This is a genomic window from Bradyrhizobium sp. SMVTL-02, from assembly GCF_051853005.1.
GTDB lineage: Bacteria > Pseudomonadota > Alphaproteobacteria > Rhizobiales > Xanthobacteraceae > Bradyrhizobium.
Genome location: NZ_CP182469.1, coordinates 4,390,335 through 4,415,300, shown reverse-complemented (window position 1 = coordinate 4,415,300; position 24,966 = coordinate 4,390,335). Strand labels below are relative to the sequence as shown.

At 64.4% G+C, this 24,966-nt stretch carries 22 protein-coding genes and 1 tRNA gene; 11 read left to right on the top strand and 12 right to left on the bottom strand.

Annotated features, from left to right (window positions below; genetic code table 11):
- Positions 1-82: 82 nt before the first annotated feature.
- Entirely contained in the window at positions 83-310 is a 228-nt protein-coding gene (locus ACNJYB_RS20810; RefSeq protein ID WP_439368167.1) for a hypothetical protein, read from the bottom strand.
- A 473-nt stretch (positions 311-783) separates the two neighbouring features.
- Here ACNJYB_RS20810 and ACNJYB_RS20805 point away from each other — a divergent pair, with 473 nt between their 5' ends.
- Both ACNJYB_RS20805 and ACNJYB_RS20800 read left to right on the top strand, forming a co-directional pair.
- The gene (locus tag ACNJYB_RS20805) at positions 784-1,872 is read left to right on the top strand and encodes an AI-2E family transporter (protein WP_439368166.1); all 1,089 of its coding nucleotides are present in this window, start codon (positions 784-786) and stop codon (positions 1,870-1,872) included.
- 93 nt (positions 1,873-1,965) lie between these two features.
- Positions 1,966-2,358: an NUDIX hydrolase gene (locus ACNJYB_RS20800; RefSeq protein WP_439368165.1), complete on the top strand. Its 393-nt coding sequence runs from the start codon at positions 1,966-1,968 to the stop codon at positions 2,356-2,358.
- Here ACNJYB_RS20800 and ACNJYB_RS20795 read toward each other — a convergent pair.
- Entirely contained in the window at positions 2,355-2,633 is a 279-nt protein-coding gene (locus ACNJYB_RS20795) for a hypothetical protein (RefSeq protein WP_439368164.1), read from the bottom strand. The genes ACNJYB_RS20800 and ACNJYB_RS20795 overlap by 4 nt on opposite strands.
- 47 nt (positions 2,634-2,680) lie before the next feature.
- Between ACNJYB_RS20795 and ACNJYB_RS20790 the strand changes: the two genes are divergently transcribed.
- The 3 genes from ACNJYB_RS20790 (at position 2,681) to ACNJYB_RS20780 (ending at position 7,708) form a co-directional block, all read left to right on the top strand.
- Positions 2,681-2,941, top strand: a complete 261-nt coding sequence (locus ACNJYB_RS20790; RefSeq protein WP_439375794.1) for a hypothetical protein — start codon at positions 2,681-2,683, stop codon at positions 2,939-2,941.
- 534 nt (positions 2,942-3,475) lie between these two features.
- Positions 3,476-6,580, top strand: a complete 3,105-nt coding sequence (locus ACNJYB_RS20785) for a DEAD/DEAH box helicase (RefSeq protein ID WP_439375609.1) — start codon at positions 3,476-3,478, stop codon at positions 6,578-6,580.
- A 459-nt stretch (positions 6,581-7,039) separates the two neighbouring features.
- Positions 7,040-7,708 carry a hypothetical protein gene (locus tag ACNJYB_RS20780; RefSeq protein WP_439375608.1) on the top strand — a complete coding sequence of 223 codons (669 nt, stop codon included), beginning with the start codon at positions 7,040-7,042 and terminating at the stop codon, positions 7,706-7,708.
- An 80-nt stretch (positions 7,709-7,788) separates the two neighbouring features.
- Here the strand turns inward: ACNJYB_RS20780 and ACNJYB_RS20775 are convergent, their stop codons facing one another.
- Positions 7,789-7,959, bottom strand: a complete 171-nt coding sequence (locus ACNJYB_RS20775) for a hypothetical protein (RefSeq protein ID WP_439368162.1) — start codon at positions 7,957-7,959, stop codon at positions 7,789-7,791.
- Positions 7,960-8,112: 153 nt separating this feature from the next.
- On the opposite strand from ACNJYB_RS20775, the gene ACNJYB_RS20770 reads away from it, so the two are divergent.
- A complete protein-coding gene (locus ACNJYB_RS20770) occupies positions 8,113-8,298 on the top strand; it encodes a hypothetical protein (protein WP_439368161.1) in 186 nt (61 codons plus the stop codon).
- 44 nt (positions 8,299-8,342) lie between these two features.
- Here ACNJYB_RS20770 and ACNJYB_RS20765 read toward each other — a convergent pair whose 3' ends face one another.
- The 6 genes from ACNJYB_RS20765 to ACNJYB_RS20740 all read right to left on the bottom strand — a co-directional run bounded on the left by ACNJYB_RS20765 (position 8,343) and on the right by ACNJYB_RS20740 (position 16,238).
- Positions 8,343-8,501, bottom strand: a complete 159-nt coding sequence (locus ACNJYB_RS20765; protein WP_439368160.1) for a hypothetical protein — start codon at positions 8,499-8,501, stop codon at positions 8,343-8,345.
- A gap of 97 nt (positions 8,502-8,598) precedes the next feature.
- Positions 8,599-8,757, bottom strand: a complete 159-nt coding sequence (locus ACNJYB_RS20760; protein ID WP_439368159.1) for a hypothetical protein — start codon at positions 8,755-8,757, stop codon at positions 8,599-8,601.
- A gap of 2,285 nt (positions 8,758-11,042) precedes the next feature.
- Entirely contained in the window at positions 11,043-11,390 is a 348-nt protein-coding gene (locus ACNJYB_RS20755; RefSeq protein ID WP_439368158.1) for a response regulator, read from the bottom strand.
- Positions 11,391-12,255: 865 nt separating this feature from the next.
- A tRNA-Lys gene (locus tag ACNJYB_RS20750) sits at positions 12,256-12,328 on the bottom strand.
- A gap of 433 nt (positions 12,329-12,761) precedes the next feature.
- Positions 12,762-15,431 carry a glycosyltransferase gene (locus ACNJYB_RS20745; RefSeq protein WP_439368157.1) on the bottom strand — a complete coding sequence of 890 codons (2,670 nt, stop codon included), beginning with the start codon at positions 15,429-15,431 and terminating at the stop codon, positions 12,762-12,764.
- Positions 15,432-15,644: 213 nt separating this feature from the next.
- Positions 15,645-16,238 (bottom strand): beta-1-3, beta-1-6-glucan biosynthesis protein, encoded by a 594-nt coding sequence (locus ACNJYB_RS20740; protein ID WP_439368156.1) that lies wholly within the window; start codon positions 16,236-16,238, stop codon positions 15,645-15,647.
- A gap of 326 nt (positions 16,239-16,564) precedes the next feature.
- On the opposite strand from ACNJYB_RS20740, the gene ACNJYB_RS20735 reads away from it, so the two are divergent.
- Positions 16,565-18,124, top strand: a complete 1,560-nt coding sequence (locus tag ACNJYB_RS20735) for a beta-(1-6) glucans synthase (protein WP_439368154.1) — start codon at positions 16,565-16,567, stop codon at positions 18,122-18,124.
- Here the strand turns inward: ACNJYB_RS20735 and ACNJYB_RS20730 are convergent.
- Entirely contained in the window at positions 18,084-18,464 is a 381-nt protein-coding gene (locus ACNJYB_RS20730; RefSeq protein ID WP_439368153.1) for a hypothetical protein, read from the bottom strand. The genes ACNJYB_RS20735 and ACNJYB_RS20730 overlap by 41 nt on opposite strands.
- Before the next feature lie 151 nt (positions 18,465-18,615).
- Positions 18,616-19,986, bottom strand: a complete 1,371-nt coding sequence (locus ACNJYB_RS20725) for a hypothetical protein (protein WP_439368152.1) — start codon at positions 19,984-19,986, stop codon at positions 18,616-18,618.
- A 174-nt stretch (positions 19,987-20,160) separates the two neighbouring features.
- Here ACNJYB_RS20725 and glmU point away from each other — a divergent pair, with 174 nt between their 5' ends.
- Positions 20,161-21,516: a bifunctional UDP-N-acetylglucosamine diphosphorylase/glucosamine-1-phosphate N-acetyltransferase GlmU gene (gene glmU / locus ACNJYB_RS20720; RefSeq protein WP_439368151.1), complete on the top strand. Its 1,356-nt coding sequence runs from the start codon at positions 20,161-20,163 to the stop codon at positions 21,514-21,516.
- 45 nt (positions 21,517-21,561) lie between these two features.
- Positions 21,562-21,747, top strand: coding sequence for a hypothetical protein (locus ACNJYB_RS20715; protein WP_439368150.1), 186 nt, complete (start codon positions 21,562-21,564; stop codon positions 21,745-21,747).
- Between the two features lie 9 nt (positions 21,748-21,756).
- Here the strand turns inward: ACNJYB_RS20715 and ACNJYB_RS20710 are convergent, their stop codons facing one another.
- Positions 21,757-21,975 (bottom strand): hypothetical protein, encoded by a 219-nt coding sequence (locus tag ACNJYB_RS20710; RefSeq protein WP_439368149.1) that lies wholly within the window; start codon positions 21,973-21,975, stop codon positions 21,757-21,759.
- A gap of 221 nt (positions 21,976-22,196) precedes the next feature.
- On the opposite strand from ACNJYB_RS20710, the gene glmS reads away from it, so the two are divergent.
- Both glmS and ACNJYB_RS20700 read left to right on the top strand, forming a co-directional pair.
- Positions 22,197-24,023, top strand: coding sequence for a glutamine--fructose-6-phosphate transaminase (isomerizing) (glmS, locus tag ACNJYB_RS20705; RefSeq protein WP_439368148.1), 1,827 nt, complete (start codon positions 22,197-22,199; stop codon positions 24,021-24,023).
- Between the two features lie 79 nt (positions 24,024-24,102).
- Positions 24,103-24,873, top strand: coding sequence for a DUF502 domain-containing protein (locus ACNJYB_RS20700; RefSeq protein ID WP_439368147.1), 771 nt, complete (start codon positions 24,103-24,105; stop codon positions 24,871-24,873).
- Positions 24,874-24,966: the final 93 nt, after the last annotated feature.

The following is a 24,966-nucleotide window of genomic DNA, read 5'->3' as shown; positions in this document are numbered from 1 at the left end:
CAGTTGCGGGGAGGCAATTGTAGCTTGCTCCGCAGACCAGCAGAAGCCATCGTTCGTGCAGACCGCAATGGCCGTCTTCAGCCTACCACTCCACGCCCGCCCAGCGGCGTCCGAACACCGGCGGCTTCGTCTTCACCGCCTGCCAGCCGAAGAAGTGATGCTTGCCGGACCAGCTGTGCACCACGCTGCTGCAGATGTTGCACTTGAAGTTGCCGACATGCGCTTCGGCATGTTCTTCCCTTGTCGCGGTGTAGTTCATGCTGCAACCGGTGCAGGTGAATTCTTCGATCGTCCAGATGCTGTTGGCCATTGCACAGAATGTTTCCTGGGACCTCGCTGCAGGGTAGAGACGGGCGTTTGCATCGGCGTAAACCTGTCAGGGGAAATCCGGTTAATCGCCGTTAGCCAAACCGCGCCGATGTCACTGCTCGGTCCGACCCGGCCGCATGTCGCGGTCGATGGACGCGCCGGATGGCGAGCAACGGCAGCCTGCTTTGCACCCGGCCGGTGCGGACCTTGTCATCGATAGCGTAGGCATGGCCCCAATAGCCGGGAGTGCCGTTTGGCTTGATCGAAAAGCGGCCGCCGCGGTGAATTCCCGCATGCTGATCGGGCGCTCGGGCGCGGCTCGGCATTGTCACGGAATGCTTTTCGGCCGATGCGTTCCTGATCCGGCGGTCGGCGGGTCCGAAGCGAACGGCGGTCGTCTTGACGCCCGGCCCGGGGCTGGCAATAACGGCCGGTGCAAGTGCCGGAACCCGCGTCGATGCCGCAAGGAAGGTCGTGCCCGTGAAAAGCCTCCGTCAGCTCCTCACGGGAGAGGACATCATCCAGCTCGTGATCCGGCTTGGCTTGCTTGCCCTGCTGATCATCTGGACCTTTCTGATCATCCGGCCGTTCGTGCCGATCCTGGCCTGGAGCGGGGTGCTTGCGGTTGCGTTCTATCCGGCCTTCAGCTGGGTCGCCAAAGTCCTCGGGGGACGTCCCAAGACTGCGGCGGCGATCCTCACCCTCATCACGCTCGGTATCGTCATCGGCCCGGCGACCTGGCTTGGCATCAGCGCGGTGGACGGCGTGCGCGAGCTCGCGCACCAGCTCGGCACCGGCGACCTCGCGCTGCAGTCGGCGCCGGAGCAGCTCAAATCGTGGCCGCTGGTCGGCCCCTGGCTCTATGAGCTCTGGGACCAGGCCTACACCAACATCCGCGCAGTGCTGCGCGAAGTGGCGCCGTATCTTCAGCCGCTGGCGGGGCCGCTGCTGTCGCTGGCGGGCGATGCCGGCGTCGGTACGCTCCAGTTTCTGGTCTCGGTATTCGTGGCCGGCTTCCTGTTCCCGCATGGGCCGCGGCTGGTGGCGGCCGGCCGCGGTTTCCTGTTTCGCATCGTGCCCGAGCAGACCGAGCATTTCCTGTCGCTCGCCGGTGCGACGATCCGCGCCGTGGCGCAAGGCGTGATCGGCGTTGCGATCGTGCAGGCGCTGCTGGCCGGCATCGGCTTCAAGCTTGCGGCCGTGCCGAGCGCGGGTCTGCTCGCCTTCATCGTGCTGCTGCTCTCGATCGTGCAGATCGGCGCCTTCCTCGTGCTGCTGCCTGTCATCATCTGGATCTGGACCGCCAAGGACGTCACCACGGCGTTGGTGCTGACGGTGTTTCTGGTCCTGGTCGGCTTCATCGACACCATGCTGAAGCCGCTGGTGATGGGGCGCGGCCTGACCACGCCGACCATCGTCATCTTCGTCGGCGTGATCGGCGGCACGCTTGCCCATGGCATCGTCGGCCTGTTCATCGGGCCGATCATCCTGTCGGTGGCTTGGGAGATGATGATGGCCTGGATCAGGACGGAGGACACAGCAGCGGGCGCCGGCGACGGGTGATCTCGCAGCCTTTGATCAAGAGGCGCCCCGAACTTGTCTATGCAATTAGACAAGTTACGATCGCGGACGATTCTATTCTCGATTGCGACAGCAATGGCGAAGTCTTCCAAGCTGGTTGCCGCCAAGCGCGGCAAGGTATTGTTGGTCAGACGCCGGTCGGACGGACTGTGGATGTTCCCGGGCGGCCGCAAACGCGCGCGCGAGTCCCAGAAGGACTGCCTGCGGCGGGAGATCAAGGAGGAGCTGCCCAAGCTGAAGCTCGGCCGGATCAGCCTGTGGAAGGAAGTGAAGGCCAGGAACAAGCGCTCCGGCCGGAAGATGAGCGACGCGATCTTCATCGCCAAGGGCGCCAAGGGCAGGCTGGCAATCGGCGACAAGAAGGAGATCGACCGCGCCGCCTGGCAGAAGCCGCGCGGCATCCGCCTTACGCCGACCTCGCGCTACATCCGCGATCGCCTGTTTCCGAGGAAGCGGCGGCGCAGCTAGTCCTCTCGTCCCGCCGCTCGCACCCGCCCGGCGAATGATCGGGCCATGCGCGGCTCCGGCGCGGCGCGCCTTACCGCCTCGGCCTCGCGCAGCTCCTTGCGTGCCTTGCGCGCACTGCGCATCGCACGCTTGATGAAAGGGTGTTGCGAATCCTCGGCGAAATACAGCACCACCTCGCAACTCGGACATTGCCGGGAATAGCCGTCCTGCAACCGCATGGCGCGATCGCGGAACATGACCTTGCAGCGCGTGCACTGAATCTGGACGAAACTCATGCGCGACCGACAATGACTGATGGAAATGGACCATCAGCTGATCGCAAATGTCTGAAGAAAGCCTGAAGGGCTTTTGCGCATTCACCACCAGCTTGCCGCAAAGCCGATGCAGCGGGCGCGAGCATGTCGGCGATGCTCGCGTCACGCGCGCGGCGAGGCTATTGCTTGGCCGCCATCGTCTCCAGGCACTGATTGAGAAATGCGGTGCGATCTCTCGGCAGCACCTTCTCGAGATCCGCCTTGAGTGCGCATTCGCGCTGGCTCAAACCGGAGCCGCGCGGTACCCCGTTCCGCCGCGGCAGCGCTGACAGGGCGTGTGAACCAGTTCACGGGCGCTCCACCAATTCGCTGCTATGAAAGCGTCATTGCCTGACCAAATCATTTTCCAACGAAACGCCCCGGCGTCCAAGCGCCGGGGTTTTTCGTATTGGCGATGCGATCTTCGATCGCATCGGCCGTTGTTCAAGTGAGACACGATCGACGCCGCGTTGTAAGGTGCGGAGGGGGTCCCGGTTCCCTTCTTTCCATGCACGGAACGTTGCCGCGAGGCGTGCGTTCGCCGGGCAAATCCCATATGCATGGCGGCGCGTCGCCGAATCGAAACGCGGGCGGCGCGCGTACAGTTGGCGGCGGTTTACGACCAGAAACGGATTCACGTGAGGCTTGCAAAGAAGGCGCGGGCGGCCAAGGCATCGCTAAAGAGGGCATCGCCAAAGACCGGGATATCGCCCAAGTCCAGGACATCGCTCAAAGCCAAAGCATCGCTCAAGACCAAGGCGTCGCCAAGGAAGAGCGAAGGGGCGCAGCGCGCCACGATCTCGTCCTCGTCGCCGCTCGGTTCGATGGCGCTTCATCTGCTCTCGCAATGGAAGCAGTCCGGACCCAGCGGCATCGTGTTTCTCGCCGAGAACGAGAGCAGGGCGGAGCGGCTGGGCAGCGTCATTCACGCGCTCGATCCATCCTGCGAGGTGCTGGTGTTTCCACGGCTGAACACCTTGCCGTTCGATCAGCTCGAGCCCTCGCATGAACTCGCGGGGCGCCGAGCCTCGGTGCTGCGGCGCCTCGCAAGATCCAGGAAGCCGCTGTTTCTCGTCTCGACCGCGGAAGCGGTGATGGAGCGCCTGCCGCCGCCCCCGAGCCTCTTGCGCCTCAGCGTCAGCTTGAAGGTGGGTGGCGCATTTTCCGAGCAGGACCTCGAGAGCCGTCTCGAAGCCCTCGGATACGATCTCGACGACGAGCCGGACTATCCAGGCGGGGCGCTGTTTCACGGACAGACCTTCGAGATATTTCCCGCAGGCGCGCTCGGTCCGTTCCGCGTTGAACATTCGGATCGCGTGATCGACCGGATCGTGGCGTTTGATCCGAAAGAGCACGACATCATCTTCGAGACGAAGGAGCTCGTGGTCGATCCGATGTCGGAGCGGCTTGGCTTTGCCGGCAAGGGCGGCAAGCGCGGCAGCCTGTTCGACTACTGCGGACGCGCCAAATGGATCGCCGATGCAGGGGTCCCGGCGCATGCCGATGGCTGGCTTGATACGATCGAGGAGGCTGCGCCGCGCGCGGAGCGGGAGCGCGAATATCTCGGACGCCGCGACTGGAAGCAGCTCTCCAGGGGCATGAAGGTGTTGCCGCGGACCGCATCGTTCCCGGCCGTGCCCGAATTCTCGAAGCTGACCTCCGCAAGGAAGGCGCTGCGGGCTTTCGTCGAGGAGACGCGGCGGGCCGGTTCGCGACTGATCCTCGTCGCTGCGCAGGAGGACGATCTGCGCGTCATGGAGCGGATGAGCGGCGTCAAGGCGCAGCGCTGCGAGGATTGGGACGAGGCGGCGCGCGGGGGAAGCGGCGAGGCGGCGCTTCTGGCCGATCTCGATGCGGGCTTCGTCGTGCCGGGGCGAAAGCCTCTCGTCGTCGTGACGGCATCCGACGTGCTCGGCAGCCGGGCGCATCATGCGCAGCCGATGGCGCGCGCCTGGAGCGCGGCCTTCGACCACGCCGATGTGCCGGAGCAGGGCACGGTGGTGGTCCATCTCCAGCGCGGCCTTGCCGTGCTCGACGGCCTGCAGACCGTCAACACCGGCGGCGGCGCCATGCGGGAGATGATCCGCCTCAAGTTCGCAGGCGACAATGCGGTTCTGGTGCCGCCGACGGATCTCGCCTTGATGTGGCCTTACGCCGCCGAGCTCGGCAAGCTGGCGCTCGACAAGGCGGACGGCAGCACATGGTGGGCACGGCGCAGCGAGGCCGAGCGCGAGATCCAGATCGCCGGCAAGGTGCTGGCCAAGCACATCAGCCAGCGCCGTCGGCGGCGCGCGGAAAAGCTGGTGCCGCCGGGATCTGCCTACGAGAAGTTCGTCGCGCGGTTTCCCTATTTCACGACGACCGACCAGGCCAAGGCGATCCACGACGTGCTGGATGATCTTGCCTCCGGCCATCCGATGGACCGGGTGGTCTGCGGCGACGTCGGCTTCGGCAAGACGGAAGTCGCGCTGCGCGCGGCGGCCGCCGTGGTGCTGTCCGGCAAGCAGGTGGCGATCGCGGTGCCGACGACGGTGCTGGCCCGGCAGCATGTCGCAACGTTCCGGAAACGCTTTGCCCCGTTCGGCATCGAGGTCGGGAATTTGTCGCGGGCTACCTCTGGCGCGGAGCTGCGCGAGACGAGAGAGGGGCTGCGCAGCGGCCGGATCAAGGTCGTGGTCGGCACGCAGGCGCTCACCGCCAAGGACGTGAAGTTCGACGATCTCGGCCTCGTCATCATCGACGAGGAGCAGCATTTCGGCGCGGCCGAGAAGGCAAAGCTCGCCGGCCTCGCCAAGAACGTCCATGTGCTCATGATGAGCGCAACGCCGATTCCGCGGACGCTTGCTGCCGGACTTGCCGGCTTCCGCGACCTCAGCGTGATCGCCTCGCCGCCGGTGCACCGGCTTCCGGTCGCGACCAGGATCGCGCCCTTGTCGGATGCCGCCATCGCCTCCGCGCTGCTGCGCGAGCAGCGCCGCCACGGCCAGAGCTTCCTGATCTGCCCGCGCATCCAGGATCTCGATCCGATGCTGGCCCGGGTGCAGGCGGTGGCACCGGACCTCCGCATCGTCTGCCTGCACGGCAGACTGGCGGCCGACGAGATCGACGATCGCATGATGAGCTTCGTCGAGGGCAGGGCCGACGTCCTGCTCGCAACCAACATCGTCGAGAGCGGCCTCGACATTCCCCGCGCCAACACCATTGTGGTGTGCTGGCCCGAGAAGTTCGGCCTCGCCCAGCTGCACCAGCTGCGCGGACGGGTCGGCCGCGGCGGCATCCGCGCCTTCGCCCATCTCCTGACCGAGACGGAGTCAGGGCAGTCCGAGAAGCGGCTGGCCGTGCTCGAGGAGTTCAGCCGGCCGGGCGCCGGCTTTGCCATCAGCGAGCGCGACCTGGATCTGCGGGGCGCGGGCGATCTGTTCTCGGAGCAGCAATCCGGCCATGTCCAGGTGTTCGGGCCCGTGCTCTACAGCCACCTGCTGAAAATGGCCTCGGAGAAGGTCGACGAGGAGCGTGCCGCGGTGTGGGTGCCCGACCTCAACCTGCCGGTCGGCGACATGCTCCCCGAGGCCTATGTGCAGTCCGAGCCCGTGCGGCTCGAGCTCTATGCGCGCGCCGCACGGTGCAGCAACGAGGACGATCTCGAGGATCTCGAGGAGGAAACCTCCCGCCGCTTCGGTCCCTTGCCGAAGGTCGCCCGCGACTTCTTCGCCGCGGCCACGCTCAGGATCGAGTGCAAGCGGCGCGGCATCATCCGTCTCGACGTCGGCCCCGGTGCGGTGGCGGCAACGTTCCTGCCCGGGCGGTTGCGGAAGTCGAGAGGGAAGTCGCTCCAGCGCGACGGCGACCGCGTCGTCTATCACAGCCCGATGCGCGATGCGCCTTTCGAGCGGGTGGAGGAGTTGTTCGAGGCGCTGGACGAGGGGTAGGGCGCCCTGAAATCTGAAAACAACCCCATGCACAGTAGCCAAGGGCTGCTGGCGCAATGTGTTCTGCAGCCGGCGGAAAGGCTGGCCCGGGCCCATCATCAGGTTCAACCTCTCTCCGGCACGTCGCATCGTTCGACGCCATACTTCCGGCCCGCTGCCGGTTGACCCGTCGGGCAAAACAGTGGCATTCTGTCACCTTCGGAAAATCCGCCGCGGCGAAGGCTGCTTCGTGCGGAGCCGGTTCGGTCGGCCGCGGCGACACCCATTGTCGGCTTAGCCCCCAGCTATCTCGGTCATCCCGTCGCATGGACCCGTATTCGGCGGGGGTCGCCGGCCGGCCCGCTAACGTGGAATTAATCCAAAAAGCTTACAATTCTAGGCAGGTGTATGGGTGCTGCGTAAAGGATGCGTCACGACGACGTTCCGGCGACGGCTTCCTTTTGCTCGCTCACGAGGTCAATGCAGATGACCAGGACGTCCGAAGCGCAAGGCTTTGTCGAACAGCTCGATCCCGCAGCCCTTGCAGCCGCCGCAGCAGTCCCCGAACCCGCAGCTCTCGAAGCTCCGGTGCCGACCAGGCGGTCCAGCCGGAAATCGGTGCTGGCGCTCTCGGTGTGCGCACTCGCCATCAACGGTTCGGCGGCCATCTATACATGGCCGTCCGAGCTTCCGTCGCTGAATGTCCGCAAGTTGGCCGAACTGTTGCCGCGTCCGGAATCGTCCGCAGCAAAACCGGATCCGGTGGTCGCCGCCTTGAAGGATATCCAGTCGGCCCAGCAGCAACACACGGCTTCGCTGCAGGAGAACAACCAGGCCTTGCAACAAAATGCAGCCCTGCTGCAGCAGGATTCGATGGTGCTGCTGTCCCTGCGACAGAGCATCACGGACGAACGGGTCGATGTGAGGAAGATATCTTCGCAGCTCTCCACGCTGATCGCGAAGGTCGACGCGCTGCAAAATACGATGATGTCGGACGTCACATCCTCCATTCGACGCGCGAATGCGCGCTATGGACTGTCCGCAGCGATGCGCAAACGGCTGGCTCGGGAATCGAAGCCCCTCGGGCCGGTGTCGATTGGCGGAGCTCCGCTGAGCATGCCGACTGCGGCGCCGGCGCCGGAAAGCTGAAGGCGACTGTAATCGGTTGGGTTGTCAGGCCACGCCAGCAATCCGATGGGACCGATTTCCGAAGAGCGAAGGCGGAGTGGCTAGGCAGCCTGCTCCTCGAACGAGGTGTAGACCCGGCCGGTCGGATCCACGATCTGAACGTCCCAGCACCCGTCCTCGACAAGCTCTCTGGCCTTCTTGAGGGCGGCCGCAAGTGACAGCCGCTTGAGGCTGACGACGCCTGCCGTGTCGAAACCGGTGATTTCAAACATGCCGCTCCCTCCTGTTTTCTGGAATCCTACACCTTTCTTGCGTGTTGTCTCGCGCCGTTTTGGGGGAGGGCAGGTCCTCCTCCGCAAGCTGGATTGACTCTGCAGCTCCCCTGTCGAACTATTCGGGAAAAAGTAGCAGTCGGGCAGTGAGCGATGAAAGACTACCAGGCTCAGCTGGAGAAGTTGCGCACGGACGCGGCCGAGTGCGCACTGATCCGCGATCTTGCGACCGACAGAGCCAAGCGCGAGCTGTTTGAGCGGCTGGCCAATCATCTGACCGTGCTCGCGGAACAGGTCGAGCTGGCGATGCTGGAGCGACACAAAGGCGCTGGAACGTAAGGCCCCTCTGGCAGCCGAGTGACGGCCGAGGGCGAGCGCAAGGGTTACCGGGTCGGAAGCGCCTTCCATCCATAGGACTGGCGCGCGATCTGGCCGGTGACGTCGAGATCCTTCTCGTCAGAGACGCGCCAGGCCGCCACCCCGAAGCAGACGGTGAGAACGACGGCGGCCACTAGCAGCAGCATCGATAGAAACTGGCTCACGCCTACACCCCTGAACGCGACGCATGAGCGGAGCGACCACGGAATGTCGATTCGGAAAATGCAGGCGCACTGACCCATCGCCGATTTTCCCCATGACTCACGCCGGACCAAAAGCGCTTACGAGTCCGATCGTGATCGGGACCAGCGCCACCACCGTCCAAAGCACGGGCGAGCCAGAGGAAAGGCCAGCGATCAGTATCGAGGCACCGAAGCCCACGAGGAGCGCTGAGATGGCATAGGCAACGGCTTTGTCCATCGTTCGATCCACGAGCAAAAAAGGACCGATTGCGACTGTAAGATTCCCGGCGTCCGGAAAGGTTCCTATTGCGCCGCGACGGCGATGGATGGGGCCGAAGGGGATGGTGGTTCAATACGTTTAATTGCGTAATGGCGTAGGGTGTTCGCCGACGCCGATACGGTGGGGCCGCGAATTTCGTTTCCGATGGGCTCTTTTGTACGACAAACTCGATCTCACCGCAGACCCAAGGCTGTCGCGGTGACTTACGGGGCCGCGGCGATCACCTTCACCAACACGATTGTCGAGAGTGGTCCATACGCCGGAGCTGGCTTGCTAATCAACGCCGGTGCGGCGGTGAGCGCAATGGGGTGGCATTCCGAGAATATGGACGGCGCGCGCCGGCGCCACCTCGAAACTGTTCGGATACGCCAGCTCCGCCTTAACAATTTTCTGCTCGGGTGTAGCCTCTGGCTCGGGGCGGAGCTTGATTCGTCATGCTGGAAGCCATTCTCATTCTGCTCGTGATCGGAGCCATGGCCCTTCTCCTCATAGCGTTTTGGGGGCTGCATAGGCACGTATGAGTGGCACGGCCCAGCCAGCACCAAACCGGCCGGGGCTCGAAGCTCGGGCAGGCCAGATTTGATAGTCCTGCGCGTGGAAGGTCTCCGCGCGTGCCGGGTCTCGCAACGATCTGAGGTCTTCGTCTGGGTGTGGAATGGAAAACCTGATCGAGCTCGTCAGGTTCTACAAAGAAAACCCCAAGCTGCTCACGCGCTGGCAACGGGAGTGATCCACTAGCCTGCGGCCTACGCCGGACGCGTACCCTGCAAGCCGCTCAGGCGAGGAGGATGACTAGAGCCAGCCGTATTCCTAAGGCGACCCGTAGAAGGAGCGTTCGTCGGCAGTCATAGTTAGGCTGGCCGTTCCAAGGCGACAATCGAATTTGCTGCCTCGACATCGTTGGAAGCTCGCATCCGATCGCTTTAGGGATGTCCAGCATCGCGGCATTGGAGCAACAGTATCACAGCACTTTGCAGCAGTGCATGATTGTTAATTTGCGTCGCCTGCGCGATTCAGGCCTGTTCTGTCTACAAGCCATACAGAATGTTGGGAGACGGCGAGGATGATCGTACGGGCTGGGGTCACTGTTGCGTTGTTGCTAACTGCCCTAGGATCGGAAGCCTTCGCTTCGCGACAGCACAGACCTACGGGGCGCATCTCTTGCGGTGAGGTCCGATACTATGTCGCCAAATATTCGGCGACAGTGGCTGAGATGTACGCCCGTAGTCACGGCGCTACCGACGCACAGATCGAACGAGCGCGACGCTGCCTGGCCTCGAACGAGACTGCCGAAACCCAGCAACCCCGCGCTTATACTGATTGAAATGGTATATCTTCCCCGGACACTCAGCTGGGCAGATGCGTGTCAAGGCTGCTCGAGCGCGCTATCAGTTCAGGTCCATAAGTATTGCGGACCAGGGCTAGAAGCCAAACCCGCGACTGATCTCCCGCGCTAACTTGAGTGCAGCGTCGGTATTGCGACCAGAGAAAACCAACTTGTCAAACTGTGACAGAATGGTCATTCCAAATAGCGCTATAGCAATGCCTCTAAACATGGTTGTAGGTCCGGGTTGAACGATGCTGTGAAAGTTCAAACGGCCCCAGCCGCAGGATTGGGGTAAACAGCCGGGGCCGGCATTCCCATTCCATGTGCCGCATCGGCGGTAGGCGGCACGTGTTTAGACTAAGCACACAGGAGCTAACGAACCATTTCCGAAGACCATCCTTGGCAAGGAGGCGCGGCGTTGGGCGCCGTCGTGGAGCGAGGCCCCAAGGGTTCACCGTAACCAAACACTCGGACGGACCATCGGTCTCGTCGATGCCGAAAGGGAGGCGTGCAAGGCGTGAGGCCGAAGGCAAGGGCCGCGCGGCCTGGTATGAGGAACGGGAACAATCGGCAATCCGGTGGGTTGGCGTATTGCTCCGGCCCATGCCCCCCTGCGTCCGGAGCGTTCCACGGCCCCAGCCCGCCGCCAAGCTGGGGCCGTTGTTTTAGGTCCGGCGCTTCGTGTCAACGATATGGTCGTCCGGCAGGGGACGTCGTCGGGGTTGCCCAACTCGGTCCGATTGCGGACCGCGCATGGCTCGCCCGGAGCGCGGCATGGGCAAGCGCGATGGCCAAAGATGGGGGGATCTGGATGAACTTCACAAACCCAGCGGATGTTGTGCGCAAAACTTCATGAAAAGCATACGTGATGCCGCGCCGTTGGTTTCACCGACGAGACGGCGAAGCGTCGGCCCGGCTACTTGCCAATCAGCGACTTCATTGCCTCAAGTAGGCGTTCAAGTCTGAAGGGCTTGTGGAGCATGATACTGCCCGACACCGGACGCGGCGCAATGTGGGTGTAGCCGGTGGCGTAGATGACCGGGATGCGTGGGTGTGCCTCGCGGCATTGAATGGCGACATCCCATCCTGACAATGCGCCCGCCAGCCTGATGTCGGTGAAGAGGAGATCGGGTGCGGCCTCGGCGCAGAGCTGTAGCGCGCGCTCGCCGCTATCCGCTTCCATAACCTCGTGCCCGTGCGTCTGCAGGATGTCCACGACTACATCACGGATCAGGTCTTCGTCCTCGGCTACAAGAATCCGCAACTCTCATCCTCCGGTCGTGCTCTTCGTCCACGACAGGAGGACCTTGAGCAAAAGCGTGGTCCCGGCTGGTGCAAGCCGGGCGATGCGACGAACTGATCAGCGATAGCGAATACCGTCCCGAGATAGAAGGTCGTGACCATGGCGATGGGCAGCGCTGATAACGCGGAAAGCAAGTGCTCTGAAAGGGTGAAGTATGCGAACCCGCCGAACGGCATAAACCTGCCGACTTGGAAGCTTATGGCAAGTGCACTCGCGATTGCAGGTACAACGAGAACGATTTCCTTCAGCTAGAATGGGCTTTTTTCCACCATTTCCGTCATCGGAGGAGACTCGATTGCTTGCTCCAAAGCGAAGCTATTGAATGAGCGCGAGCCGAAGATTCGGCAACCGATGCGTGCAGTTATCCCCACGTTGCCGCGCTAATGCAAAGGCGCTCGCCCGGTTGGTTGAATCACCGTCTCGCTGCGGTGAGCTACCGTTTCTTACCGTTGAACAGGCTGAATGCCTCGCTCAGTCTTTCGGGCGTGCGAGCGCCATCCGGATGCAGGCACATCAGGATGGTCTTGAACTGGTCGAGCGTGAACGGCGGCTTGGGCGGCTTGTGGTTGTTGATATCGTCTCACCACCATTTTTCAGTCTTCCTAACCACGGCCTCTCGTTCCTTGACCATCGCGAGGATGATCCACCTCTGCCCGGTCCGCTTACCTTTTGGCGTTCCACCGCCGCCAACATCTGCCCCAATCGCCACCGTGCTTGTTCGCGGCGACGATAATGGACTTGCGCCCCATACGCCCCGCGATCCGGAATTACCGAAACAATGAGGCGCTTCCTTTGAATAAGCTCTTGATTTTATGGGGTTTCTTAGTGAGCGCGCTGGGGCTCGAACCCAGGACCCCGTGATTAAAAGTCACGTGCTCTACCGGCTGAGCTACGCGCTCCCATGGCCGCGGATGGCTCGATGAAGAGATCGCCATCGTCTTCGGACATTCGAGAAGCATGTCTTGCCGCCACGCTGAACTCGCGTTGCGGGGAAAACCGGCCGTTTCCGGAACATGCTTTCGGCCCGCGCTGTGTAGGGGGAGTGGCTGCGGAGGTCAATAGCGGGGGTGTTTGCCGAAACTGGCGGCAGTTGCTGGGATTTGCTTGCGGCGCCCGCGGCTTGAGGCGGAATTTTCGACCCGATTGGCGGGCCGCCATCCACGCCGAACTGCCGGGGGGCCCGGAAGGGTTCGGCCTGCATGGTTCGAGACGCCCGCTTTGGCGGGCTCCTCACCATGAGGGTCTGATAGCCTGCTGGGAAGCTTCACCCCATCCTGACGGCCCGCCGCAGGCGGGCGTCTCGAAGGATGGCCGCAGGCGAGCTTCGGCTCGTCAATTCGCCTCGCGCCGGACCTCGTTCGGCACTGCTTGCGGCGTGCCGGCGGGGGTCGGCAGGGCGACCGGGCGCAGGCCGATCAGCTCGGCGGTGCGGATCGCGCTGTCGCGCCAGAACTGGAAGGAGTTGATGCGGCTGAGCTCGAGGATGGCGATCGCGACCGCGGCGAGGAACGGCAGGCTTTGCAGCACCAGGACGCCGGCGAAGATGTAGATCTCGGTGATCTGCCGGAAGCTGTTGGACGCGACCAGCACGCCGGCGCCGACCAGGAGCAGGATGCCGATCACGGCCTCCCAGAACGCCTGGAACTCGATCGACATCCGGCTGAGGCCGCCCTTCGAGGTGCGCGCGAAGGCGATGTGCTCGGTGATCAGGCCCTGCGCCACCGCGCGCGACACCGTCCATTGCACGCTCATCGCTGCGATCATGGCGCCCAGCATCTGGCCCGGCTTGATCGCGACGCGGGCGCGGTACATCGACAGGAAGTGCACCAGCGAGACGATGAAGGCGCCGATGATCGGCAGCGTCAGGATCTTGTCGGGAATGGCGATGTCGGCAAAGGCGACGATCGGCACCCAGACGAGGTTGAGCAGCGCCACGACCACGCCGAGGCTTTCGGCGCCCAGCCAGTTCAGCCAGCCGAGGCCGTATTCGCGCTTCTGGTCGGAGGTCAGCCGGCTCGCGCCGGGCAGGAAGCGGCGCCAGTGCTTCTTCACGATCTGCAGGCCGCCATAGGCCCAGCGATGGCGCTGCTTCTTGAACGCCTCGTAGGTGTCCGGCAACAGGCCCGCGCCGTAACGGGTGTTGGTGTAGTGCGTGACCCAGCCGAGCTCCTGGATCGCAAGGCCGAGATCGGAATCCTCGCAGATCGTGTCGCTCGACCAGCCGCCGGCCATGTCCATCGCGGCGCGGCGGATCAGGCACATCGTGCCGTGCACGATGACGGCATTGAGCTCGTTGCGCTGGACCATGCCGATGTCGAAGAAGCCGGCATACTCGCCGTTCATGATGTAGTGCATGATCGACAGATCGCCGTCGCGATGCTCCTGCGGCGCCTGCACGAGGCCGACGCGCGGGTCGGCGAAAGCCGGCACGAGGTCCTTGAGCCAGTCGGGCTCGACGACATAGTCGGCGTCGAGGATGCCGATGATCTCGGCATCGACCGCGGTGCGGTCCATGGCAATGCGCAGCGCGCCGGCCTTGAAGCCCTGCACCTTCTCGGCGTTTATGAACTTGAAGCGTTCACCGAGCGCACGGCAATGGTCCTGGATCGGCTGCCAGAAGGCGGGATCGGGCGTGTTGTTGATGATGACGACGCATTCGTAGTTCGGATAGTTCAGCCGCGACAGCGCATCGAGCGTCTGCTTGAGCATGTCGACCGGCTCGAAGTAGGCGGGGATGTGGATCGAGACCTTCGGATAATAGTTTTCCGGCACGTTCTCGACCGGCTTGCCCCTGGCGAGCAGCCGCTGCGGCGGCCGGCCGAAGGCTACCGCCGCGATCTCGTCGATGCGCGCCATCGCGATCAGCACCAGCGGAACGAGCAGGATCATGCCGAGCGTCAGCGCGAAGGCCGAGCCGAAGATGAAATAGTGGCTGTTCCAGAACGCGAACACGGTCGCGGCCCAGGCGCCGACGCCATTGGCGGTCGCCGACAGCAGGAAGGCCTGCTTCGCGGTCGGCTTCTCAAGCCGCAGGATCGGCAGCGACAGCAGGATGCCGACGAGCAGCGCGAGTCCCATCAGCTTCCAATAGTCGGGGTTCTCCACCGGGCCGGTCCAGGCGAATTTCGGCTCGCGGCTGGCGTTGAGGATGCCCCAATACGGGCCGACGCCGCCTTCGAAGAATTTCCAGGGCTGATCGATCGCCTCGACGATGTTGTATTCCATGCCGATGGCTTCGGCGCGGCTGACGAAGTTGCGCAGGGTCAGCGCCTGCTGGAACGGACCGGGGTCGGCGTTGCGCAAATTGTAGCCCTGGCTCGGCCAGCCGAACTCGGCGATCACGATGCGCTTGCCGGGGAACAGATTGCGCAGCAGGTTGTAGCGGTCCACGGCCTGGTCGACCGCCTGGTCCGAGCGGAAGTTTTCCCAGTAGGGCAGCACGTGGGCGGCGATGAAATCGACATTGGAGGCAAGGTCGGGATTGTCGCGCCAGATGTTCCAGATCTCGCCGGTCGTGACGGGCACGCGGACCGAGCCCTTGACCTTCTTGATCATGTCGATGAGGTCTTCGACCTTCTGCTCGCCGCGGTAGATCACCTCGTTGCCGACCACGACGCCGACGACGTTGCTGTTCTTGCGGGCGAGCTCGATCGCGGCCTTGATCTCGCGCTCGTTGCGATCCTTGTCCTTGTCGATCCAGGCGCCGACGGTGACCTTGAGGCCGAACTCGGCCGCGATCGGCGGCACCAGCTCCACGCCGCCCGTGGATGAGTAGAGGCGGATCGCGCGCGTCATGGTCGACAGCGTCTTGAGGTCGGCGCGGATTTTCTCCACGCTCGGGATGTTGTCGATGTCGGGATGGGCCGAGCCTTCGAACGGCGCGTAGGAGACGCTGGGCAACAGGCCCCTGAAATCGGGAGCGGGTTCCCTGTCGCGCAAGACTCCCCAGAGCCCAGCATGAAGCGCGGACACGAGCAACAGAACGGCGGCGACAACGCGCATCGCGGCTAAACCAAAAGGGGCTGAGGTGGCAGGGAAGCGGATCCGACCCCGAGATCCGACCGAGTCCGCGGCAAATGGAGCATACCTCTGCCGCGCGGTTTCACAACTGTCATGGGCTCATGTCCTTATGAGGGCATGGGCTTTTCGAACGCGCGGCAGTGCCAACCGCGACTATGCCCGATCGTTCCTGAACGAGAGCTGAAACGAACGCGACTATTTCTGGGGCGCGGGTGTCGGGCTTGCCGCAGGCGAGGGGCTCGCGGCCGGCTGCGGGGCCGGCGCATTGCCGGCGGCCGGCGCTGCCGGCTGGGAAGCAGCAGCGGCTGCCTGCTGCGGCTGGGAGGCCGGGTTGATCCAGCAAGCGTGCACGCGGCTATCCAGGGTCTCGGCGACCTTGGGATCGATCTGGCCGCCGAAGCGGGTCAGGCAGCGGAAAGCCGCCTGGATGTGGCCACCGGGGCAGCCGAAACGGTCGTAGAGGTCGAGATGGCGGAACGCGGTATCGAGGTCATCCCGCCACATCAGCCGCACCACGCGCCGGCCGAGCCAGACGCACTCAGGATTGCCGGCCGGGCCGTTGATGACCTGGGCGGCTTCGGCGAATTCGTCGGTGCGGCGCTGGTTCTGGGCGGCGTCCTTGGCGGCGTCGGCGGGCTGGGCGGCGGCCTTGCCCTGGTCGGGGGCCGGCGCGCCGCTCTGGGCTGAGGCACCATCAAGGCCGGCCAGACCGAGAAGGGCGGAGACGGCCAAGGTGGCGGCGAACTGCCGCAGGACCGCATTACGTGACTGACGCACCCGTTGCCGCATGAATTCCCCAACTTCTCCACTGACCGCCCGCGTCAGGATCCCGCGGACGCGCCCTGATGGCGTCCAAATGGGTCTCCAATGCGGCGGAAAATTCCCGCGGAGTCCCATGACCTGTATTTCGAATTTTGTCCAGCAAAGTCACGATCCTAGGCCTCTGTCGAACGGCCGCAGGTAAATTCCTCGGAGGAGGGAGGGATCCGTCCGGAGTGCCCCCTTGGCAGACGGCGTGCGAGCAGGTAATCGACTGCCCTTCGCGGAGGACGGAACCGATTTCTCTTCGTACGCCACTGGCGCTTCTGCTCGTTTCACTGGGTGCGATTGCTGCCGTGTGGTGGTGGCTGGCCACGCCAATCACGCTCGCGCGCGCTCCGATCGATCCCGCCGAGAAGGTTCAATGCGTCTCCTATGCGCCGTTCCGCGGTGAACAGTCGCCGCTGAACGCATGGACCCATATCGAGGCCGACCAGATCGAGCAGGACCTGCGCCAGCTCAAGGAGATCACCGACTGCGTCCGGACCTATTCGATGGAGAACGGGCTCGACCAGGTTCCGGCGATCGCCGCCAAGGTCGGCGGGCTGAAGGTGCTGCAGGGCATCTGGCTCTCCAGCAACCGCACCAAGAATGTCGAGCAGGCTGCGCTCGCCGTCCGTCTCACCAAGGACTTCCCCAACGTCATCACCGCGGTCATCGTCGGCAACGAGGTGCTGCTGCGCGGCGAGATGACGACGGCCGACCTCGTCTCCATCATCCGCTCGGTGAAGGCGCAGGTCAGCGTGCCCGTCACCTATGCCGATGTCTGGGAGTTCTGGCTGAAGAACCGCGAGGTCTATGACGCCGTCGATTTCGTCACCATCCACATCCTGCCCTATTGGGAGGACTTTCCGGTCAAGGCGAAATTCGCCGCCTCCCATGTCGAGGCGATCCGCGAGCGCATGGCGGTGGCTTTCCCCGGCAAGGAGATCCTGATCGGCGAAACCGGCTGGCCGAGCGCGGGGCGCATGCGCGAGGGCGCGCTGCCGTCACGCACCAACCAGGCGCGCGTCGTTTCGGAAATCCTCAGCCTTGCAAAGGCGAACAAGTTTCGCGTCAACCTGATCGAGTCCTACGACCAGCCTTGGAAGCGCAAGCTGGAAGGGACCGTTGGCGGCTATTGGGGACTCTATGACTCGGTGCGCCGGAATCTGAAATATCCGCCGGGGCAGCCGATCAGCAATTTCCCGTACTGGAAGTGGTACATGGGCGCCGGCATGGGCCTGTGCGTGCTGGTGTTCGCAGTGGCGCTGATCACGCTGCGCCGGCGGCCGTGGACGCCGCGCTTCTCGGCCTGGCTCGGTGTCGCGATCTCGGCAACGACGGCGGGGAGCCTGCTCGGGATCGGCGCCGACAAGATGTACTATGAGAGCCTCGGGCTCGGCGGCTGGGTGCATTGGGGCGCGCTGCTGCTCGCCGGCATCCTGTCGCCGATCTTCTGTGCGCAGGCGATGGTGATCGGCCGCAGTCTGCCGACCTTTCTCGATCTGCTCGGTCCGCGCGAGGGCCGTAAGTGGTCGAAGCTCACCGCCGTGCTCGGCCTGACGCTCGCGGTGACCGCAGTGATCGCGGCCGGGACCGCGCTCGGCTTCGTTTTCGACCCGCGCTACCACGATTTCCCCTACGCCTCGCTGACGATGGCGGTGGTCCCGTTCGCGCTCTTGATGCTGAACCGGCCGCAGATCGGCCTACGTCCGATCGCGGAAGCGGTATTCGCCGGCGTGCTCGCGCTGTCGGCGATCTATGTGCTCATCAACGAGGGGCGCGACAACTGGCAGTCGCTGTGGACCTGCGCGATGTTTCTGTTGTTAGCGCTCACGCTGTGGCGGGCGCGGGCCGAGCAAATCCAAGAATGAGCAGGCCAATCGCAAGGCCCGACAGCACGACATTGTAGAGCACGATGCCGAGGCCGGCGGCGATGATGCCGACGGTCAGAAGCACGATCGACGGCCGCATCAGGTTGAGCGTCGCCACCACCAGCGCGACGATGCCGAACACCGAATTCTTGAACAGCACGGTCGACACCGAGCGCGCCTTGCAGATCAGCGTCTGCAGGCCGGCGTCGCAGGCAAGGCCGACGGTCGAGAGCTCGATGCCGAGATAGCGCAGGTAAAGCGCATAGCCGACGGAGGCGAAGCCGACGACGATCAGGAACTGCACCTGGTAGGGCGTGAGGCGGAAGGGCTTTTTGGTCATGGCCGCAATATGGTCGGGAAAAGGGTAGGGGGCAACCGGGCAGGTGTGTGGTTTTCGGCGAGTCTGCGTGAGAAAATCTGGAACGAATTCACAGCGTGAATGTGTTGCCGATCGCCTGCGCTTCGACTTTGCTTCCCAAGTGGGAAGCCCGCTACCGCCTGAAGAACGACGTCAGCGTCGATCCCGTTGACGCCGTCTCCGGCTTTGCCTGCGGGGCGGGCTGCTGCGGCGCCGGGGCAGGCGCGGGCTCCTCTCGTTTCGACGAGCGCTTGGAGGAGTAGCTGCGCCGTCGCTTGTCCGGTTTTGCATTCGGTGCCGGCGCTGGCGCAGTCTCGGCTTGCGGCGCGGTGTCCTGCGTCTTCTCGGAGTTGTTCTCCTGCACGCGGTCCTGAGACTTGTCTTGTGCCTTCTCTTGTCCCCTCTCCGAACCGCCACGCATCGTCAGCCGCTGTCCGTCGAAGACGGTGGTCTCGCAGTGGCGGTTGCTCTCGGATAGCCCGGCGCAGAGCTTTGCGGCGGCGGCGGCGTTGATCAGCGGGCCGGCCCCCAAGCGGAGCTGCATGCCGTTGCCGCCCTCCTTGATCATGATGATCGGACGCAGCGCTGCCACTTCCGGATTGGATTTGGTCACGCCGCGCCAGAGCGCGCGCAGGCCGTCGATCGAGTTGGCGCCGCCGAGCTCGATCGCAAAGCGGGTCTGCTGGACCGCGATCGCCGGCGCTTCGGCTTCGGCAGCCTCCGGCGGCTTGGCCGGTGCGACAGCGGCGACTTCGGTCGGGGCGGGCGTGGCCTCGGGCTTCTTCTCGGTGGCTTTCTCGGCTGCTTCCGGCTGAACCAGCCTGGATGCGGCGGGATCGGGCGGGGCCATGATCGACTTGGACGGCAAAAGCGGAAGCATCGGCAGGGCCGAGGTCGTTGCCGGCGCCTGCGACACCAGCGAAGCGGCAGCAGCAGTCTGCGGCGGCGGATTGGCCGGATCCTTTGCAGCGTCCTTTGCGGGCTCCTTCGCCTGGTCCTTGGCGGTCGCGCGCGGCTTCTCGGCGGACGGCGCCGGCACCGAGGCCACCGGCCCGACGCTGGGTGCAGCCGATGCGGGCTGGGCGTCAGGCGCCGGCGCATCGAGTGGCTTTGCGCTCTGCCTGGCGATGGCGCCGGTGACGGAATCCAGGCCCTGCTCCAGCACGGTGACGCGCGAATAGAGCCGGTCGCGATCGGTGTTCAGCGTCTCGATGGCGGCGGCGAGGCGGCGCGCCTCGTTCTGGCTTTCCTTGGTCAGCAGCTGCAGCCGGTCGGCCTGGCGCGCGAGATCGGCCGAGGCCACCTGGTCACGGCGCCAGCCGAGCTGGGCCTGGTTGGCCATCACGGCAATGACGACGGCGCCGACGGCGGTCACTCCCCACGAGCCGAGCCGCCACAGCATGCGGCGATCGAATGCGGCTTCGTCGGCCAAAAGTCCGGAGAACAGCCCGCCGGTCTCCTTGGCGCCGAAGGCATCCGCCAGTGGGTCGGAATCCTTTGCCATGAACGCTAAATGCCCAGCCCCAGTCCGGCTTCCACGAATCAATCAGGAAACATTAACAGGAAAACTCCGTCGCACTTGAATTCCGGGCGTTTGCGGAGGTAGCAAGGCGGCAGCTCACGAGGCGGCGCACCGCCTGCCGCGCCAATTGATTCGGCCGTATCTCACAGGATTGCGATGACCGCCCGTTCCAGCCTCACGATCGTGCTCGCCGCCGGTGAAGGCACGCGGATGCGATCGAGCCTGCCGAAGGTGCTGCATCCGGTTGCACACCAGAGCCTGCTCGCCCATGTGCTCGCCGCCGCACCGAAGGGAACCGGCACATCCCTCGCTGTCGTGATCGGACCGGATCATCAGGTGGTGGCGGACGAGGCGAAGCGCATCCGCCCCGACGCGCTCACCTTCGTGCAGGGCGAACGGCTCGGCACCGCGCATGCGGTGTTGGCGGCGCGCGAGGCCATCGCGCGCGGGGCCGATGATCTCCTCATCGCGTTCGGCGACACGCCGCTGATCTCGGCCGAGACCTTTGCGCGGCTGCGCGCGCCGCTCGCCAGGGGCGCGGCCATTGCCGCGCTCGGATTCCGCGCCGCCGATCCCACCGGCTATGGCCGCTTCATCGTCGAGGGCGACCGCCTGGTCGCGATCCGCGAGCAGGCCGATGCCGACGCGGAAGAGCGCAAGATCGATCTGTGCAATGCCGGCGTGATGGCGATCGACGGCCGCCGCGCGCTTGAAATTCTAGGGCAAATCGGCAATGCCAATTCCAAGGGCGAATATTATCTGACGGATGCGGTCGAAATCGTCCGCAAGCAGGGATGGGAGTCCGTGGTGATCGAAACCAGCGAGGACGAAGTGCGCGGCATCAACACCAAGGCGCAGCTCGCGGAAGCGGAAGCCGTGATGCAGGCGCGCTTGCGCAAGGCGGCGATGGAGGCCGGCGTCACGCTGATCGCGCCGGAGACCGTATATCTGTCCGCCGACACCGTGTTCGGCAAGGACGTCACCATCGAGCCGTTCGTGGTGATCGGTCCGGGCGTGTCGATCGCCGACGGCACCGTGATCCATTCCTTCTCGCATATCGTCGAGACCACGCTCGGCAAGAAGGTCTCGATCGGCCCCTATGCGCGGCTGCGTCCCGGCACCTCGCTCGGCGACGGCGCGCGCATCGGCAATTTCGTGGAGACCAAGGCGGCGACACTGGAGGCCGGCGTCAAGGTCAACCATCTCTCCTACATTGGCGATGCCACCGTCGGCGCCAATTCCAACATCGGCGCCGGCACCATCACCTGCAACTACGATGGCTTCAAGAAGCACAAGACGGTGATCGGGCAGGGCGCCTTCGTCGGCACCAACTCATCGCTGGTCGCACCGGTCAAGATCGGGAATGGCGCCTATATCGGCTCGGGCTCGGTGATCACGCGCGACGTGCCCGACGATGCCATGGCGCTGGAGCGCAACCAGCAGACCATCCGGGAAGGCGGTGCGGCGCGGTATCGCGAGATGAAGACCGGCGGCAAGAAGCCGGGGAAGTGAGCGGCCGAGTGCCGGCCCCCGATCGGTGTTGCCAGGGCTGGGCTCATGGACGACGACGTCGTTGACGATACGATTGCGTTCCTGGTCAAGCGCGTCGTGATGCCGCCGGGACGATGGGTGCTGGAACAGGTCGGCGATCCCCGCCCGACCGAGATCGCATCACTGGTCACCGGACTGGCGTTCTGGACGTTCGTCGTTTTTCTCGTCTTTGCCCTGGTGCTGGGGTGGTGAGACGCGCCGCTATTCCTCGTCGGCGAATTCGGAGAAGATCGCGCGGGTCAGGCGCCAGCCGCGCGGCTTGGCACGCTTGGCGGGTTCGCCTTGCTTATGCTTGACGAAGACCGGCTTGCTTTCCTTGCCGCGCTGGGGCGGCGGCCAATGTGCGAGGTGCGTGCCCGAGGTCTCGCTGGCACGCAGATACAGTGACGACAGCCCTTTGCGGTCGGATGAGCCTTTCATGGCCTTGTTCTCCTACCCCGGAATCGTTGGTCAAACGTGTTGACAACAAGTTAATGTGCGGGGTTAAAGGCCGGCCACATCGACGCAGGCCAGGCAATGGTGCATGCGAATGCTGTCTCAATCAGCAATAATTATTGAGTATATGGGTCCGTCAGAATTTCGCTAAAAACCGAGCGCGTCGTTTTGGCGATTTTTCGACGATTTGGGGGATATTGGTCCGCATGTGCGGGATTGTCGGCATTCTCGGGCGCGAACCGGTTGCAGAGCAATTGGTGGATTCGCTCAAACGTCTTGAATATCGCGGCTACGATTCCGCGGGCGTCGCCACGCTCGAAGGCAAGTATCTCGAGCGCCGCCGCGCCGAGGGCAAGCTGAAGAACCTGGAGAAGCGGCTGGAGGCCGAGCCGCTCAGGGGAACGACCGGCATCGGCCACACGCGCTGGGCCACCCACGGCAAGCCGACCGTCAACAACGCGCACCCGCACGCGACCGAGCGCGTCGCCGTGGTCCACAACGGCATCATCGAGAATTTCCGCGAGCTGCGCGAGGAGCTCGAGAAGAAGGGCACGGTGTTCCACACCGAGACCGACACCGAGATCGTGCTGCATCTCGTCGACGATTTGCTCACGCGTGGCAACAAGCCCGTGGAAGCGGTCAAGCTCGCGCTGGGGCGCCTGCGCGGCGCGTTCGCGCTCGGCTTCATCTTCGCCGGCGACGACGACCTCATGATCGGCGCCCGCAATGGTCCGCCGCTCGCGATCGGCTACGGCGACGGCGAGATGTATCTCGGCTCCGATGCCATCGCGCTCGGCCCGTTCACCGACACGATCAGCTATCTCGAGGACGGCGACTGGGCCGTGCTGACCCGCAAGAGCGCCACCATCTTCGACAAGGACGGCCACGCCGTCCAGCGCGAGAAGATCAGGCACGCCGCCTCGACCTCGCTGGTCGACAAGGCCAATTATCGCCATTTCATGGCCAAGGAAATCCACGAGCAGCCGGAGGTGGTCGGCCACACGCTGGCGCGCTATGTCGACATGGCGGCCGAGCGGGTTGCGCTGCCGGTCAAGCTGCCGTTCGACTTCAAGACCATCCAGCGCATCAACGTCACCGCCTGCGGCACCGCGAGCTATGCCGGATTCGTCGCAAAGTACTGGTTCGAGCGCTTTGCGCGCGTGCCGGTCGAAGTCGATGTCGCCTCCGAATTCCGCTACCGCGAGGCCCCCTTGCGCAAGGGCGATCTCGCCATCTTCATCTCGCAGTCGGGCGAGACCGCCGATACGCTGGCGGCGCTGCGCTACGCCAAGGCCGAAGGCGTGCACACGATCGCGGTCGTCAACGTGCCCACCTCGACCATCGCGCGCGAGAGCGAGACCGTGCTGCCGACGCTGGCCGGCCCCGAGATTGGCGTCGCCTCGACCAAGGCCTTCACCTGCCAGCTCATGGTGCTCGCCAATCTTGCCATCGCGGCCGGCAAGGCCAGGGGCGAATTGTCCGACGAGGAGGAGACCAAGCTGGTCCATGGCCTCGTCGAGGTTCCGCGCCTGATGTCGGATGCGCTCACCACCGAGCTGCAGATCGAGAAGCTCTCGCGCGAGATCGCGAAATCGCGCGACGTGCTCTATCTCGGCCGCGGCACCAGCTTCCCGCTCGCGCTCGAAGGCGCGCTGAAGCTGAAGGAGATCTCCTACATCCACGCCGAGGGCTATGCCGCGGGCGAGCTCAAGCACGGGCCGATCGCGCTGATCGACGAGACCATGCCGGTCGTCGTCATCGCGCCCTTTGACCAGGTATTCGAGAAGACCGTCTCGAACATGCAGGAGGTCGCCGCCCGCGGCGGCAAGATCATCCTGATGACCGACGCCAAAGGCGCGGAGGAGGCGACCGTCGACTCGCTCGTCACCATCGTCATGCCCGACATGGCGGCGGCGTTCACGCCGATGGTCTACGCCGTCCCGGTGCAGCTGCTCGCCTATCATACGGCTGTCATCATGGGTACGGACGTCGACCAGCCGCGCAATCTCGCGAAATCGGTGACCGTGGAATAGGCAGAAGGGACCGGGCTGCACTCTTCCAAAACCTGCTAGAAGACCGTAGCTTGAGTGCAGCGACCGACCTGGAACCCGAATGACCCCCCGCGACGACGTCCCTGCGCCGCTTGATCCCGCTCCGGAACCGCATACCGGCCTGATTGGCCGCTTCCGCAATTACTTCCTGACCGGCCTCGTGGTGACGGGTCCGATCGCGATCACGCTCTATCTCGTCTGGTGGTTCGTCACATGGGTCGACGGCGTGGTGCGGCCGTTCGTCCCGCTGGCCTATCGGCCCGAAACCTATCTGCCCTACGGCGTTCCCGGCTGGGGACTGATTGTCGCATTCTTCACGCTGACCCTGGTCGGCTTCCTCGCAGCCAACCTGATCGGCCGCACGCTGGTGGATGTCGGCGAGACCTTCCTCGGCCGCATCCCGGCGGTGCGCGCCATCTATCGCGGCCTGAAGCAGGTGTTCGAGACGCTGTTCTCGGGCAAGGGCTCGAGCTTCCGCAAAGTCGGCCTGGTCGAGTTTCCCTCGCCGGGCATGTGGTCGATCGTGCTGATCTCGCAATCGCCCAGCGAGGACATCGCCCGCAGCCTGCCGGGGCAGGAGGAGCACGTCTCGGTGTTCCTGCCGTGCTCGCCGAACCCGACCACCGGCTTCTTCTTCTACGTGCCCAAGAGCAAGATCATCGAGGTCGATCTCAGCGCCGAGGATGCCGCAACGTTGATCATGTCGGCGGGCGTGGTGCAGCCGGGCTCGGCGCCCGACCCGAAGAAGGCGGCCGCGCTCGCAGGCATGGCCAATGCCGCGCGCATCGCCAACGCCTCGACGCTCAAGCCTCAGCCTGCGAAGGTGGAGTAGGGCCATTCCGCTGCGGGATGGCCACTTTCACGCAAGGACTCGCATCCTCTGCTAGTCTCCGGTCGGTCCGAGCGCCTCGCTCGGAATTCGACC

Coding starts and splice junctions, on each gene's coding strand:
- ACNJYB_RS20810 (WP_439368167.1), bottom strand. CDS start 310: ATGGCCAACAGCATCTGGACGATCGAAGAATTCACCTGCACCGGTTGC.
- ACNJYB_RS20800 (WP_439368165.1), top strand. CDS start 1,966: ATGGCGAAGTCTTCCAAGCTGGTTGCCGCCAAGCGCGGCAAGGTATTG.
- ACNJYB_RS20795 (WP_439368164.1), bottom strand. CDS start 2,633: ATGAGTTTCGTCCAGATTCAGTGCACGCGCTGCAAGGTCATGTTCCGC.
- ACNJYB_RS20790 (WP_439375794.1), top strand. CDS start 2,681: ATGTCTGAAGAAAGCCTGAAGGGCTTTTGCGCATTCACCACCAGCTTG.
- ACNJYB_RS20785 (WP_439375609.1), top strand. CDS start 3,476: ATGGCGCTTCATCTGCTCTCGCAATGGAAGCAGTCCGGACCCAGCGGC.
- ACNJYB_RS20780 (WP_439375608.1), top strand. CDS start 7,040: ATGCAGATGACCAGGACGTCCGAAGCGCAAGGCTTTGTCGAACAGCTC.
- ACNJYB_RS20775 (WP_439368162.1), bottom strand. CDS start 7,959: ATGTTTGAAATCACCGGTTTCGACACGGCAGGCGTCGTCAGCCTCAAG.
- ACNJYB_RS20770 (WP_439368161.1), top strand. CDS start 8,113: ATGAAAGACTACCAGGCTCAGCTGGAGAAGTTGCGCACGGACGCGGCC.
- ACNJYB_RS20760 (WP_439368159.1), bottom strand. CDS start 8,757: ATGGACAAAGCCGTTGCCTATGCCATCTCAGCGCTCCTCGTGGGCTTC.
- ACNJYB_RS20745 (WP_439368157.1), bottom strand. CDS start 15,431: ATGCGCGTTGTCGCCGCCGTTCTGTTGCTCGTGTCCGCGCTTCATGCT.
- ACNJYB_RS20740 (WP_439368156.1), bottom strand. CDS start 16,238: ATGCGGCAACGGGTGCGTCAGTCACGTAATGCGGTCCTGCGGCAGTTC.
- ACNJYB_RS20730 (WP_439368153.1), bottom strand. CDS start 18,464: ATGACCAAAAAGCCCTTCCGCCTCACGCCCTACCAGGTGCAGTTCCTG.
- ACNJYB_RS20725 (WP_439368152.1), bottom strand. CDS start 19,986: ATGGCAAAGGATTCCGACCCACTGGCGGATGCCTTCGGCGCCAAGGAG.
- glmU (WP_439368151.1), top strand. CDS start 20,161: ATGACCGCCCGTTCCAGCCTCACGATCGTGCTCGCCGCCGGTGAAGGC.
- ACNJYB_RS20715 (WP_439368150.1), top strand. CDS start 21,562: ATGGACGACGACGTCGTTGACGATACGATTGCGTTCCTGGTCAAGCGC.
- ACNJYB_RS20710 (WP_439368149.1), bottom strand. CDS start 21,975: ATGAAAGGCTCATCCGACCGCAAAGGGCTGTCGTCACTGTATCTGCGT.
- glmS (WP_439368148.1), top strand. CDS start 22,197: ATGTGCGGGATTGTCGGCATTCTCGGGCGCGAACCGGTTGCAGAGCAA.
- ACNJYB_RS20700 (WP_439368147.1), top strand. CDS start 24,103: ATGACCCCCCGCGACGACGTCCCTGCGCCGCTTGATCCCGCTCCGGAA.